Source organism: Prosthecobacter sp. (assembly GCF_020439865.1).
Taxonomy (GTDB): domain Bacteria; phylum Verrucomicrobiota; class Verrucomicrobiia; order Verrucomicrobiales; family Verrucomicrobiaceae; genus Prosthecobacter.
Window position 1 is genome coordinate 1 of record NZ_JAGRPF010000169.1, and the last position, 13,322, is coordinate 13,322.

General features: G+C 59.6%; 14 protein-coding genes. 11 read left to right on the plus strand and 3 right to left on the minus strand.

What is annotated here, in order from left to right:
* The 7 genes from KDL09_RS19910 to KDL09_RS19940 form a co-directional block, all read left to right on the plus strand.
* On the plus strand, window positions 1–263 hold a 263-nt coding region (locus tag KDL09_RS19910; RefSeq protein ID WP_294389067.1), incomplete at its 5' end, for an AtpZ/AtpI family protein.
* Window positions 256–552, plus strand: coding sequence for an ATP synthase subunit I (locus KDL09_RS19915; protein WP_294389069.1), 297 nt, complete (start codon window positions 256–258; stop codon window positions 550–552). The genes KDL09_RS19910 and KDL09_RS19915, both read left to right, overlap by 8 nt.
* Complete coding sequence (locus KDL09_RS19920; protein ID WP_294389070.1) at window positions 542–1,213, plus strand: F0F1 ATP synthase subunit A; 672 nt, start codon at window positions 542–544, stop codon at window positions 1,211–1,213. The genes KDL09_RS19915 and KDL09_RS19920 overlap by 11 nt, the downstream gene beginning before the upstream one ends.
* A 27-nt stretch (window positions 1,214–1,240) precedes the next feature.
* Window positions 1,241–1,522 carry a F0F1 ATP synthase subunit C gene (locus tag KDL09_RS19925; protein ID WP_294389072.1) on the plus strand — a complete coding sequence of 94 codons (282 nt, stop codon included), beginning with the start codon at window positions 1,241–1,243 and terminating at the stop codon, window positions 1,520–1,522.
* Window positions 1,523–1,525: 3 nt separating this feature from the next.
* The gene (locus tag KDL09_RS19930) at window positions 1,526–2,299 is read left to right on the plus strand and encodes a hypothetical protein (RefSeq protein ID WP_294389073.1); all 774 of its coding nucleotides are present in this window, start codon (window positions 1,526–1,528) and stop codon (window positions 2,297–2,299) included.
* Window positions 2,283–3,827 carry an alternate F1F0 ATPase, F1 subunit alpha gene (locus tag KDL09_RS19935; RefSeq protein ID WP_294389074.1) on the plus strand — a complete coding sequence of 515 codons (1,545 nt, stop codon included), beginning with the start codon at window positions 2,283–2,285 and terminating at the stop codon, window positions 3,825–3,827. The genes KDL09_RS19930 and KDL09_RS19935 overlap by 17 nt, the downstream gene beginning before the upstream one ends.
* Complete coding sequence (locus KDL09_RS19940) at window positions 3,824–4,711, plus strand: F0F1 ATP synthase subunit gamma (protein WP_294389076.1); 888 nt, start codon at window positions 3,824–3,826, stop codon at window positions 4,709–4,711. Before KDL09_RS19935 ends, KDL09_RS19940 begins: the two co-directional genes overlap by 4 nt.
* Window positions 4,712–4,721: 10 nt before the next feature.
* Here KDL09_RS19940 and KDL09_RS19945 read toward each other — a convergent pair whose 3' ends face one another.
* Window positions 4,722–6,116, minus strand: coding sequence for a sugar transferase (locus KDL09_RS19945; RefSeq protein WP_294389078.1), 1,395 nt, complete (start codon window positions 6,114–6,116; stop codon window positions 4,722–4,724).
* 60 nt (window positions 6,117–6,176) lie between these two features.
* Between KDL09_RS19945 and KDL09_RS19950 the strand changes: the two genes are divergently transcribed.
* The 4 genes from KDL09_RS19950 (at window position 6,177) to KDL09_RS19965 (ending at window position 11,304) form a co-directional block, all read left to right on the plus strand.
* Window positions 6,177–6,887: a type I 3-dehydroquinate dehydratase gene (locus KDL09_RS19950; protein WP_294389079.1), complete on the plus strand. Its 711-nt coding sequence runs from the start codon at window positions 6,177–6,179 to the stop codon at window positions 6,885–6,887.
* Window positions 6,888–6,889: 2 nt separating this feature from the next.
* Window positions 6,890–7,957: a D-alanyl-D-alanine carboxypeptidase family protein gene (locus tag KDL09_RS19955; protein WP_294389081.1), complete on the plus strand. Its 1,068-nt coding sequence runs from the start codon at window positions 6,890–6,892 to the stop codon at window positions 7,955–7,957.
* Between the two features lie 60 nt (window positions 7,958–8,017).
* Window positions 8,018–8,761 carry a platelet-activating factor acetylhydrolase IB subunit gene (locus tag KDL09_RS19960; protein ID WP_294389083.1) on the plus strand — a complete coding sequence of 248 codons (744 nt, stop codon included), beginning with the start codon at window positions 8,018–8,020 and terminating at the stop codon, window positions 8,759–8,761.
* A gap of 62 nt (window positions 8,762–8,823) precedes the next feature.
* Window positions 8,824–11,304 carry a c-type cytochrome gene (locus tag KDL09_RS19965; protein WP_294389085.1) on the plus strand — a complete coding sequence of 827 codons (2,481 nt, stop codon included), beginning with the start codon at window positions 8,824–8,826 and terminating at the stop codon, window positions 11,302–11,304.
* 9 nt (window positions 11,305–11,313) lie between these two features.
* Here the strand turns inward: KDL09_RS19965 and KDL09_RS19970 are convergent, their stop codons facing one another.
* On the minus strand, window positions 11,314–11,979 hold the full coding sequence (locus KDL09_RS19970; RefSeq protein WP_294389087.1) for a HEAT repeat domain-containing protein: 666 nt from the start codon (window positions 11,977–11,979) through the stop codon (window positions 11,314–11,316).
* A 73-nt stretch (window positions 11,980–12,052) separates the two neighbouring features.
* Window positions 12,053–13,321 carry a Gfo/Idh/MocA family oxidoreductase gene (locus KDL09_RS19975; protein WP_294389089.1) on the minus strand — a complete coding sequence of 423 codons (1,269 nt, stop codon included), beginning with the start codon at window positions 13,319–13,321 and terminating at the stop codon, window positions 12,053–12,055.
* Window position 13,322 lies beyond the last annotated feature (1 nt).

Sequence of the window (13,322 nt, forward strand, 5' to 3'; positions counted from 1 at the left end):
AGCTCAAGGCGCAGCGCAAGGGCGTGCAGAGCATCTGGTTTGGCTTTGGCATGTTCGGCCTCATCGGCTGGTCGGTCGTCGTGCCCACGCTGCTCGGTGCGGCGCTCGGCATCTGGCTGGACGATCACCATCCGGGAACACACTCGTGGACGCTTTCGCTGCTGGTCATCGGATTGTTTGTCGGATGCCTGAATGCGTGGCATTGGGTGGCGAAGGAGAATCAAAAAATGCACGACGACGACAAGGAGGACAAAGATGAGTAATTCGCTTCCCTTTGTGCTCGCTGCGCTTGCCGGTCTGGTGCTCGGCGCGATCTTCTTCGGCGGTCTGTGGTGGACGATTCGCAAGGGCATGCAGTCGCCGCGTCCGGCGCTTTGGTTTCTCGCCAGCTTCGCGCTGCGCACCGCCATCGTGGTGGTCGGCTTTTATTTCGTGGGCGGCGGTCAGTTGCAGAAACTGCTGGCCTGCCTTGCGGGATTCATCATCGGGCGTCTCATTGTCACACGGATGACACAAAACCTCTCCAGCAAGGAGGACGGCCATGCGTCTTAGCTCCGACGAGGTCATCTTCTGGCAGCATGGGTTCTTCAAGCTGAACGAAACCATCATCACCACGTGGGCGCTGATGCTGGTTCTCGTGCTTGGTGCGAAGTGGATCACCAGCCGTCTTTCGCCGGGCATTCACATCTCGCGCTGGCAGAGCACGCTGGAGATCATTGTGAGCGGCATCAGGAAGCAGATTCAGGAAGTTGGTCTGCAACGACCGGAGGTTTACATCGGCTTCATCGGCACTCTGTTCCTTTTCATCGCGCTGTCGAATCTGTGCACCATCCTGCCGTATTACGAGCCGCCGACAGGTTCGCTCTCCACCACGGCGGCGCTCGCGATCTGCGTATGCATCGCCGTGCCGCTCTTCGGTATCGCAGAGCAGGGAATTGGTGGCTACCTGAAGACCTACATCAAACCCACGCCGTTGATGCTGCCGTTTCATGTCATCAGCGAGATCTCGCGCACGTTGGCGCTGGCCATTCGTCTGTTCGGCAACATCATGAGCGGATCGATCATTCTTGGCATTCTTTTGACCATCACGCCGTTCATCTTTCCGGTGGTCATGAGCGCGCTCGGACTGCTCACCGGCATGGTGCAGGCCTATATTTTCAGCATTTTGGCGACCGTTTACATTGCGGCCGCCTCCAGCGAACGATCCGAATAACGCAACCTCCAAACCAAGCACACATCCATGGACAACATGACCATCATCGCCGTGGCCTCGATCATCACCGCCGGCATCACCACCGGTTTCGGCTGCATGGGGCCCGCTTTTGCCGAAGGCCGCTCCGTTGGCACCGCGCTCACCGCGCTCGCCCAGCAGCCGGACGCCGCACCCACGATCACGCGCACGCTGTTCGTCGGTCTCGCCATGATCGAATCCACCGCGATCTACTGCTTCGTGGTGTCGATGATCCTCATCTTCGCCAATCCGTTCTGGAACCACGTCATCACCGCGACCGCCACCAAATAGGCCATGCTCATCGACTGGTTCACTGTCATCGCGCAGGCGGTCAACTTCCTCATTCTGGTGTGGTTGTTGAAGCGCTTCCTCTACAAGCCCGTGCTCGATGCGATCGACGCCCGCGAAAAGAGCATCGCCGCGCAACTCGAGGACGCTGCCGCCAAAGAAGCCGCCGCGGCGAAGGAACGCGATGAATTCCAACGCAAGAACGACGAGTTCGCGCAGCAACGCGATGGCATGCTCAAAAAGGCCGGTGAAGAAGCCAAAGCCGAGCGACAGAAGATGGTGGAACAGGCGCGACAGGAAGCCGAGGCGCTGAAGAACAAACTGCAGACCGCCGCGCAAAACGAACGCGACGGGCTGAGCCGTGAAATCACCAGTCGCGCGCAGCAGGAGGTGTTTGCGATTGCGCGGAAGGCGCTGTCCGAACTCGCCGGTGCGAATCTCGAAGAACGCATGACAGAGGTGTTCATCCAGCGCCTGCGAGGTTTGGATGCGGACGAAAAAGCAAACCTCACCGCCTTCCTCAAGACCTCGCATCATCCCGCGCTGGTGCGAACGGCATTTGAACTCTCCCCGCCGCAATGCGCCGCGATCGAGGCGGCGATCAAGGAAACGCTGAGCACATCGAACGAGGTTCAGTTTGAAACCTCCTCCGCGATCGTCAGCGGCATCGAACTCACCACCAACGGCCACAAGGTCGCCTGGAGCATCGCTGACTATCTCGCCTCGCTGGAGCGAAACGTGGGGGAACTTTTGGATGACACGCATGGAAACGAAAAGTGACCAGCCAGTCGGATTGCGCATTGCGCTGGACCAGGCCTTCAGCGGCTTGACCCGCAGCCGCGAGCAGTTTCAGCCGCGGCTTGAGCCACGCGAGGTCGGCACGATCACCACGGTCTCCACCGGCATCGCCAAGGTCTCCGGACTGCCCGGTGTCGGCTTTGAAGAACTGATCAAGTTTCCGGGCGATCTCTACGGCATCGCCTTCAACCTCGATGAAGATGAAGTCGGTGTCGTTCTCCTTGGCGAATGCTGGCATCTGCATGCCGGTGACGAGGTCGAACGTACTGGCCGCGTCATGGACGTGCCGGTGGGAGATGGATTGATCGGCCGCGTTATCGATCCGCTCGGTGATCCACTCGACGGCAAAGGTCCGGTCGCCTTCACCCGTCGTCTGCCGCTCGAACGTGACGCCACGCCGATCATGGACCGTGCGCCGGTCACCGAGCCGCTGCAGACCGGCATCAAGGTCGTCGACGCGCTCATTCCCATCGGCCGCGGTCAGCGCGAGCTGATTCTAGGCGATCGTCAGACCGGCAAGACCGCCATCGCCGTGGACACCATTGTCAATCAACGCGGGCAGGATGTGATCTGCGTGTATTGCGCCATCGGACAGCGTGCTTCGTCCGTTGCCAAGGTCGTCGCCAGTCTTCGCGAGCAGGGCGCGATGGACTATACGATCGTGGTGGTGACCGAGGGCAATGACCCGCCTGGGCTTACCTACATCGCGCCTTATGCCGCGACGAGCATCGCCGAGCATTTCATGGAACAGGGACGCGACGTGCTCATTGTTTATGATGATCTCACGCATCATGCGCGTGCGTATCGCGAGCTGTCGCTGCTCCTGCGTCGTCCGCCGGGACGTGAGGCTTTTCCCGGCGACATCTTTTACATCCACTCGCGTTTGCTCGAACGCGCGACGCGATTGGGAAAGGAGTTCGGTGGTGGCTCGGTCACCGCGCTGCCGATCATCGAGACAGAGGCGCAAAACATCGCCGCTTACATCCCCACGAATCTCATCTCCATCACGGATGGACAGATTTATCTCTCGCCCACGCTCTTCGAGCTTGGCGTGCTGCCGGCGGTCGATGTCGGCAAGTCGGTCTCGCGTGTTGGCGGCAAGGCACAGCTCGCGGCATATCGTGCGGTTGCCGGAGATTTGAAGCTCGCCTACTCGCAGTTCGAGGAACTCGAAACCTTCGCGCGATTCGGCACGCGACTTGATGAACACACGAAAGCCGTCATCGAGCACGGTCGCCGCATTCGCGCATGCTTGAAGCAGCCGCAGTTCGCCACGCTGCCCGTGCCTGAACAGATCGTCGTGCTGCTGGCGCTAACCGGTCGTCTTTTTGACAACGTGCCGCTCGAACGCATGACCGAGGCGGAAACCGCCGTGCGTGGCGCCGCGGCGCAGATCCCGGGGGAGGTGCGCGACCGTTTTGCCACGACGAACAGGTTGAGCGATACCGACCGCCAGGTGATTCTCGATGCTGCATCCAAAGCAGCGGCCGCCTTTCTGCCGAAGTCATGAGCGACTCCCTCGAAAGCCTGCGGCGCAAGATGGATGGAGCCGGCGAGCTCCGCTCCGTGGTGCGCACGATGAAGGCGCTCGCCGCCGCGAGCATCGGCCAATATGAACGCGCTGTGCAGTCGCTCGGAGATTACTATCGCACGGTGGAGCTCGGCCTAGCCGCCTGCTTTCGCCATTTGAAGCATGACATGCCCGAGTCGCGCGAGACCTCCGGCATCGGCGCGATCGTCTTTGGTTCCGATCAGGGGCTGGTCGGTCAGTTCAATGAGACGCTGTGCGAGCATGCCGTCACCGCGCTCAAAGCCATGCCCGGCGAGAAAGTTGTGTGGGCGGTGGGCGATCGCATGCAGGCGCGGCTCATCGACGCCGGTCTGCCGGTCGCCACCACGTTCACCGTACCGAACTCCGTGAACGCGATCACGCCGCTCATCGGCCAGATCCAGCTCGAACTGGAAACCCGCCGCGCCAAGAGCGGTCTCTCGCAGGTCCATCTCTTCCACAACCGCCCGCAATCGGGCGCGCTCTACGAGCCTGTGAGCCAGCGCCTGCTGCCGCTGGACGAAGTGTGGCGTCACGACCTCGCCAAGATTCGCTGGCCCACGAAAAACCTGCCCGAGGTGATCCATCCCGGCGCACCCACGCTGCTCTCCCTCATCCGCGAGTATCTCTTCGTCTCGATCTACAAAGCCTGCGCCGAATCCTTGGCCAGCGAAAACGCCAGCCGCCTTGCCGCGATGCAACGCGCCGAGAAAAACATCGGCGAACTCCTCGAAGACCTCGGCCGCAATTTTCATCGCCTGCGGCAAAGCAGCATCGACGAAGAGTTGTTCGATCTCGTGTCGGGCTTCGAGGCGTTGTCGAACGGCAACAAAGGTTCAGCCTGATTTTTGATTCTCAACTCGCGCCGCTGCCGCGAATGACGGCGGGCAGGGTCTGCAGAAGGATCTTCAAATCGAGCCAGAAGGACCAGTTGTCGATATACTTAAGGTCGAGTGCGACCCACTCCTCGAAGTTTTTGATGCCGTTGCGGCCGGTGACCTGCCAGAGGCATGTCAGACCGGGTTTGACGCTCAGGCGGCGACGCTGCGCATGTTTTTCGATGCGCTGAATCTCATAGACGGGCAGGGGACGCGGGCCGACGAGGCTCATCTCGCCTCGCAGCACGTTGATGAGCTGCGGCAGTTCATCGATGCTGTTGCGGCGCAGCCAGCGGCCAAAGGCGAAGATGCGGGGATCGTTGGTGATCTTGAAAACAGGGCCGTCCATCTCATTGTGTGCCTCCAGTTCGGCGCGACGAGTTTCAGCGTCGGTGTGCATCGTGCGGAACTTCCACATCACGAACGGCCTGCCATAGTGGCCGGCGCGTTCCTGTTTGAAGAAAATGGGGCCGCGCGAACCGAGGCGGATGCCAATGATCGCCACAAGCCAGAGAGGCAACGAGAACAGGAGCAAAACGAGTGCACCGACACGATCGACGATGCCTTTGAAAAGGAGCTCCCACGAGGCCTGCGGCGTGCTGTGAAACACCAGCATGAGGCGTCCACCGAGAACATCGAAAGTAGGGCGCGCAATGGCCGTCTGGAAGAAATCTGCGGCGATCCAGGCTTCGACTCCCTCGGTTTCGCAGGCCTGCACGGCCTCCTCGATCTTGCTGAAGTGCACGTGCTGGGCGGCGAAGAGCACGCGGCTGATCGAATGCTCATGCAGGGCGGCCACCAGATCTGAGACCGGGCGTTGGGTGATGTCGATCTGGCCCACGACCTCGATTTCGGCGCGTTGCTCGGAGGTCATGTTCGCGAGGAAGGAGTCGAGATCGTTTCGTTCACCGGCGATGATGACACGCTCGCGCCCTTTGCCCGATGTCATCTGCCTGCGTAGGATTTCTCGTTGCCAGGCCTCGCGCAGCAGCAGCGAGAGTGCGCCCAGTGCCACGGAGAAAATGACCACGGCACGGCTTTCGACCGACCATTTGAAGAACACGATGCAAAAGGCGATGAACATTCCGATGATGACCAGCGCCTCCGCCAGCTGACGCATGGAGCGGCCGGGAGTCTTATTGTATATGTTCGAGTAAAAACCGCGGGCCTCCAGCACGATGGGTGTGAATGGAGCCACGACCGCGATCACCCAGTAAAACTTCTCCAGCGAGGGAATCTCCGCGGCGTCAGGCAGAAAGACAGGCACCAACTGTGAACGCAAAAAGTGCCCGAACCACAGACAGAACGCCAGCAGAGCGCTGTCGAGCAGTTCGGTGAGCTGCAAATTGATTTCTTGCTTCCGGCCCAGCATAGTGGTGGCTTAGATGCTAAAACTTATTTAGATTTATTAAAATTATACTCGACCTAGCGAATGGCTCAACTTGTTTCCTCTAAAAACCTGCTCTTCTCCTCCCGGCCCCTCGCTGTGGGGGTGGTGGCTGATTTGGTGGCTCTCGAGCATTTCACTTCGCTGGAGGCGGCTGCGCGGGCCGGGTTGTGCGATGTGGCGGAACTCCGACTCGATCAGTTGCAGCTTCCTGCGGCTGATTTGCGCGCGAAACTTGCCGGGAACACGGTACCGCTTCTTTTGACCGCCCGCCATCCTGCGGAGGGAGGTCAGGCCCCGGAGGATCCCGCAGCGCGAGCGGCCATGATAGAGCCGTTATTGGATCTCGCCTCCCTAGTTGACCTCGAACTGCGCAGCGCCACCCAGATGCAGGGGACGATTCAAAAGGCACGTGCGGCCGGAGTGCCGGTGGTGGGCTCGTTTCACGACTTTCAGGCCACGCCCTCAGACGAGGTGCTCAGCGGCGCGGTGAACTTCGCCCAGCAGGTCGGACTCGATGCGGTGAAGATCGCCACCTACCTGAACACGCAGGATGATCTGGTGCGTCTCATGAAGCTTGCGGGCGAGACCCATCGTCTGCGTCTGTCTGTGATGGGGATGGGGCCATGGGGACGTGTCTCACGCCTGGTGTTGGCAAAGTGTGGCAGTCTCTTGAATTACGGCTTTATTGGTGTTTCGAATGCCCCCGGCCAGTGGCCAGTCGCGCGACTGAAGGAACTTCTAGCAGAACTTTGATAATGATCACCCGCCTCCCCCCGACTCTCCACCGCGGCGCCCTGCTGACGGTTCTTTTCAGCAGCATGCTGACCGGTTGCATTGACGAAAAGCGCGAGAAAGCTCTGCAATGGCGCGAGGAGGAGGCCGAGGCCAAGATGGCCGCCGCTTCCAAGATTCAGCAGGAAGTCGCCGCCGAACGCCAGCGCATTGAGAAGGAGAAGGCCCAGTTCGCCGCGCGGGAAACGGCGCTTCAGGAGATGAAGAAGCAGCTGGAGACGCAGCTTGCCGAGGAGATTGAAAAGACGCGCAAAGTCCGCCGCGAGATCGAAATCAAAAACCTTCGGGGTGCGATTCCGCAGATCAGCGCCGGACGCTGCATCATCATCGACCCCGAAAACGATGACGTTCTCTTCGAAAAGAATCCGGACGTCAAAGGTGCCATCGCCAGTACCACGAAGATCATGACCGCGCTGCTTGTCGTTGAGGCGGGTGAGCTGGACAAAATCGTCACGGTGGAACTCGCGGACACGCAGTGTGCGCCGGTGCGCATCGGCTTGAAGGTCGGCGAGACCTACACGCGGCGTCAGCTCCTCACCGCGATGATGGTGAAAAGTTCCAATGACATCGCTCAGGCGCTCGCACGCGACAACGCCGGTAGTGTGGCCGAATTTGCCGCGAAGATGAACGAACGCGCAAAGGCCCTCGGCCTGCAAAACACCTTCTTCGTGAATCCACATGGCCTGCCATCGACCACGGACGAGGATCCTTACTGCACGGCACGTGATCTCGCGATGATCGCCAAGGCCGCTGACCAGCAGACGGAAATCCGCAAGATCGTAAAGCTGCAAAGCTACAAATTCACCAAGCCCGATGGCAAATTCATCGAACTGGCCAACACCAACCGCGTGCTGCGCAGCGCGAGCTACTGCGATGGGATGAAGACAGGCTACACCGAGGCCGCCGGTTACTGCCTTGTCGCCACCGGCGAGCGCAACGGCCGCCGCAGGATCGTCGTGGTGCTCAATGACAGCAGCACAGGAGTGTGGAAGGACGCTGAGGCGCTGCTCGACTGGGCATTGAAGGCGTGAAATAACAATCACGGCTTGCGAGTTTCATGGCTCCCCGGCATCATCGATGCCTCTCCAACCATGAAAACATTCGCACTCTCCCTCGCCTCATTTTGCGTCGCAGCCCTCAGTCTCGCTGAAACGCCCAAGAACCTCGCCATCGACCCGAAGCCGCGTGAAGGCGGTTGGGTGAAGCGTCACGAGTCCTTCAACGAGATTTCGAAAAAGGGCGAGGCTCAGCTGGTTTTCCTTGGCGACTCCATCACGCAGGGCTGGGAAGGCAATGGCAAGGAAGTCTGGGCCAAATTCTGGGAACCACGCAAGGCCGCGAATTTCGGCATTGGCGGCGACCGCACCGAGCACGTCATCTGGCGTCTGCAGAACGGCAACTTCGACGGCATCAAGCCCAAGCTCGTCGTTCTCATGATCGGCACCAACAACACCGGTCATCAGGGCCGTCCGGCCGCTGAACACGGTGGTGCCGTTTACACCAGCAGCGCCGAGCAGACCGCCGAAGGCGTGAAGATGATTCTCGACATTCTCGGCAAAAAACTGCCGGAGACCAAGGTGCTGCTGCTTGGCATCTTCCCTCGCGGAGCCACCAAGGAGGACAAGATGCGCCAGCAAAACATCGCCACCAACAACATCATCTCAGGCTTCGCCGACGACAAACGCGTGTTCTACATGGACATCGGCAACACCTTCCTGCAGCCCGACGGTACGCTGCCGAAAGAAATCATGCCTGACCTGCTCCACCTCAACGCCAAGGGCTATGAGATGTGGGCCAACGCCATCGAAGGCAAGGTCAAGGAACTTATGAAGTAGCCAAGGAGCGGGGACAGCCTGTCCCCGCCTGCATTCCCTTGTCGTCCATCACCATTCCAGTCATGAAATCCCTCCTCATTCCTTTTCTTTTGGCCGCCACGGCCAGTTTTGCCCAACTCGCAGGTCAGGCCACACCTGTGGACAAGATCAAGGTCGCAAAAGGCTTCAAAGTGGAGCTGCTCTACTCAGTGCCGAAGGAAACGGAAGGCTCGTGGGTGGCGATGACTCAAGATGACAAGGGGCGCATGATTTGCAGCGACCAATATGGCGCGCTGTATCGCATCACACCGCCTGCCATCGGCGGAAGTCCCGGCGAGACCAAGGTGGAGAAGCTCAGCATCGACTTCGGTCATTGTCAGGGCCTGCTCTATCATGCGGGTGCCTTGTATGGAGTTGTGAACGATGAAGTCTATCAAGGTCGCGGGCTTTACCGCTGCAAGGACACGAATGGGGACGATCAATTCGACTCCGTGGAGCTCCTCCGCGGTTTCCCCGGCAAATCCGGCGAGCACGGGCCGCATGGCGTCATCGCCTCTCCCGATGGCAAAAGTCTCTACGTGCAGTGCGGCAACCAGTTGGAGGAGCCAAGCTGCGAAACGAGCCGTGTGCCGCGCAACTGGGCCGAGGATCAGCTTTTCCCCATGTTGCTCGGTCGCGGCTTCATGCGGGACAAGCTCGCTCCCGGCGGCTGGCTCGCGAAAACGGATCTCGATGGCAAATCGTGGGAGCTGATGACCATCGGCACCCGCAACACCTATGACATCGCCATCAATCACAAAGGTGACATCTTCGGATTCGACGCTGACATGGAATGGGACACGGGCATGCCGTGGTATCGCCCTACCCGCGTCTGCTTCATGCAAAGCGGCGGTGATTTCGGCTGGCGCACCTGCAGCAAGAAGTTTCCCGCGCGCTATGAAGACAGTCTTCCGTCCGCCGTGGACATCGGCCCAGGCTCGCCCACAGGCGTCGCTTTCGGCTACGGCGCCAAGTTCCCCTCCAAGTTCCAGGACGCCTTTTACATCTGCGATTGGAGCTACGGAAAAATGTACGCGGTGCACCTCTCCCCGAACGGCGGAGGCTACACAGGCGCTGCTGAGGAATTCATGAGCGCCTCGCCGCTGCCGCTGACGGACCTCGAGATTTCGAAAACGGATGGTGCGATGTATGTCAGCGTCGGTGGACGCAAGGTGCAGTCAGGCCTCTACCGGGTGACCTACGTGGGGGACGAATCAACCCAGCCAAGTGTTCCTGCTGAAGATGAAAAGCCCCTCATGCGTCGCGGGTTGGAAGCATTCCATGGCAAGAAAGATCCCAAAGCCGTCGAATATGCGTGGCCCCAACTGAGCGCCGCTGACCGTCAAACTCGTTTCGCCGCCCGCGTCGCCATCGAGCATCAGCCGGTCGCTTCGTGGAAAGACAAGGCGTTGAGCGAAAGCAATCCGCGTGCCGCTTTGACCGCCCTGATGGCGCTGGCGCGTTGCAGCGGTGGCGATAAGGCGCTGCAGAAACCGATTCTCGACGCGTTGGGCAAGATCGACTTCAAAATGCTCAAGGGAATCGATCGCGTAACGCTCGTTCGTGATTACATGCTCGCGTTCACCCGCATGGGTGAACCGGACGCGGCGACGAAAACCAAATTGATCGCGCGACTGAATCCGCTCTTCCCGACGAACGACACTGGGCTCAATCGCGACCTCGCGGAAGTGCTCGTCTATCTCGGTGATTCCGGCATCGTGGCCAAGGCCGCGCCGCTGGTGAACGATTCGCCCACGCAGGAGGAACAGATCGACTACGCGCGCATTTTGCGCTTCGCGAAGAGCGGCTGGACGAAGGAACTGCGGGCCGATTATTTCAGGTGGTTCCTGCGCGCCGCGAATTACAAAGGCGGCGCGTCGTTTGATCTCTTCATCGGTGAAATCAAGAAAGACGCTCTGGGCATGATGTCCGAGGAAGAAAAACTCGCGATCAAAGACGTGCTCGATACCAAGCCGGAGGCAAAAGCACCGGCCTTCACCGTAAAGCCGATGCAGTTCGTCAAAGCCTGGACGATGGCCGATCTCGAAAAATCTCTCGGAGTCGGTCTGGAGGGCAACCGCAACTTCCAAAACGGTCGTAACATGTTTGGTGCGGCCACCTGCTTCGCCTGCCACCGCTTCAACAACGAAGGCGGAGCCGTCGGCCCCGATCTGACCTCCGTCGCTGGCAAATACAGTCCGCGCGACCTGCTGGAACACATCTTGGAGCCGAGCAAGGAGATCAGCGACCAGTATGGAAGCACGGTTTTCACCTTGAAGGATGGAAGTACTGTGATCGGCCGCATCGCCAACATGAAGGAGGACACGATGATGGTGTGCACCAACATGATGGACCCAAACAATTTCACGAATGTCGACGTGAAGAACGTGGTGAAGACTGAGGAGAGCAAGGTCAGCATGATGCCGCCTGGCCTGCTCTTCATGCTCAAGGAAGACGACATTCTCGACCTCATGGCCTACCTGCTCAGCAAAGGGAATCCAGATGATCCGATGTTTGTGAAGTAAGAGCGCGAATCAGGTTCGTGCGTCGATCTCTCTTAGCAGCTTTTCTGCGGTGCCTCGGATCGTGAAGTCACGAGATTTGGTATAGCGGCGGATGACGGCAAGCGCCTCGTCACCGCCGATGATCGCGAGTCCCTCCAGCGCGGCAGTCTTTGTTCTCCCGTCTTGCATGGCAACGGCCTCGTTCTGACCGATGTCGATACCAGAGCCGCCGGCACGTCGTTTGCGGCTCGGATACCAAAAAGCGTCATCAGCGTATTTTTTCAGCAAAGGGAGCGCCGCCGGTTCCCGAGTTTGTCCGAGAAGCCGCGCGCAAAGCACCTGCATTTCCGGGAACGAAAAATCCTCAACGGCCTTTGCAAGTGCGTTCACGGAATCTGTGCCGCCTATGCCAGCCAAAAGCTCGGCGGCATACCGTCGGGGGCTTGTTTGCATGGAGGTGAGGAGATGCTGTCGCAGGAATCGGATCACCAAAGGTGATGCGTGTTTCAGCACGAAAGCTTGAGCGGCTTTGCGACTGTCCAGATCAGGGTCGGTTACTGCCATTGTCGTGACCAGTTCAGCGAGCCGCTGGTCCTCAAGGTCCGGAAGCATATCCAAGCCTGCGATCCGGGTTTTGGGGTCTTGCGAAGCAAGCGCAAGGCGGGCGCGACGTAGTCTGAACCAGCGGCCGATCATGGTGGATCACTAACTTCAGTCGATGGTGCGCGCAAGTCAGCGCGGGGGGCTCTCCTGTAGGCAACCCGGGCTATTACAGAGGCTTGTCGTAGATGCTGTGAAACACTTCCCGGGCATTGGGATCGATGATCGTGATGCCATCGGGACCAAAGCGCGCGGTGACCGTGGCTCCTTTGCCTTCCTGAATGTATTTCCAGTTCAGATCCCGCACGCGGGCCGCCGCGTCGACAATGGCACACGTAATGCGGGCCTCTTCGGCGGTGGGATAGAGTTCCGCCACCTCATCGCGTGATTCCTGGGCAAACTTCACGCGGCAGACCGCGACCAGGCCCACGGTCAGGCTGTCCACACCGTAGCCGATGTAGCCTTTGCTGCCGTCGGGGCGCATCACTTCACGGGTGAAGTGATTGTTGCTGGTGCGAGAGCCGCCTCCGGCGTTCCAGAAGCGGAAACCGCGGTACTGCTGGTCGCTTTCGACCTTGCCATCGGCGCCGAGAATTTCGTGCCCCTGATTAACAGGGCCTTCAAAGTCGGCGGGCGTGATCCAGTTGTTGTGGTAGTTGATCGACATGCCGTTGTCGTAGTCGACCCGCACCTGCACTGCGTCGAATGCGTTGATGCCGTCGCGCACGAGGCGTTTCTTTTGACCCACGGCGGTGAGACTGACAGGCTTGGACTTGTAGTAGCTCCAGATGAGATCCGTCCAATGCGGGCCGACGTAGCTGAAGGGATCGCTGTCCTCCACCCACTTGAAGGTGCTGGTGCTGACTTCGAGCGGTTCTTCGAGATAGGCCGTGCCGTATAGTGGCGCACCGATGCGGTTCTGGATGTCGTCGCGGATACGGAGATGGTCGGGGTCGTAGCGCTTGTGCATGTCGACGGCGACGATGAGATTCTTCGCCTTGGCGGCTTCGATGATTTGATCCGCCTCCTGAATCGAGAGACACATCGGTTTCTCCGTCAACACGTGCACGCCTTTTGCCAGCGCGGCCAGAATGGGCTGAGTGTGCAGATGATCGGGAGTGGCGACCGCCATCACATCGAGATCGGGGAATGCTGCGAGAATGTCATTCCACGGCTCGTCGCCATGAAAAGCACGGGGCTCGTGGCCGGTGATGTCCTTGAAAGCGGCGGCGGCTTTCCTGGCCGACTTTTCGCTGCGCGTGGCCACGGCGACGAGGTCAAACTTCACTCCTGCGAGTTCACGTGCGTATTTATCGAGCCCGACGCGAGCAAGCTGTCCGGCGATGCCAAAGCGCTGCAGATCCGCGTAAGCGCGTGCGTGAACATCTCCGCCGAACATGCCGGCGCCAACGAGAGCAATCTTGAGGGTGGGTTCCATG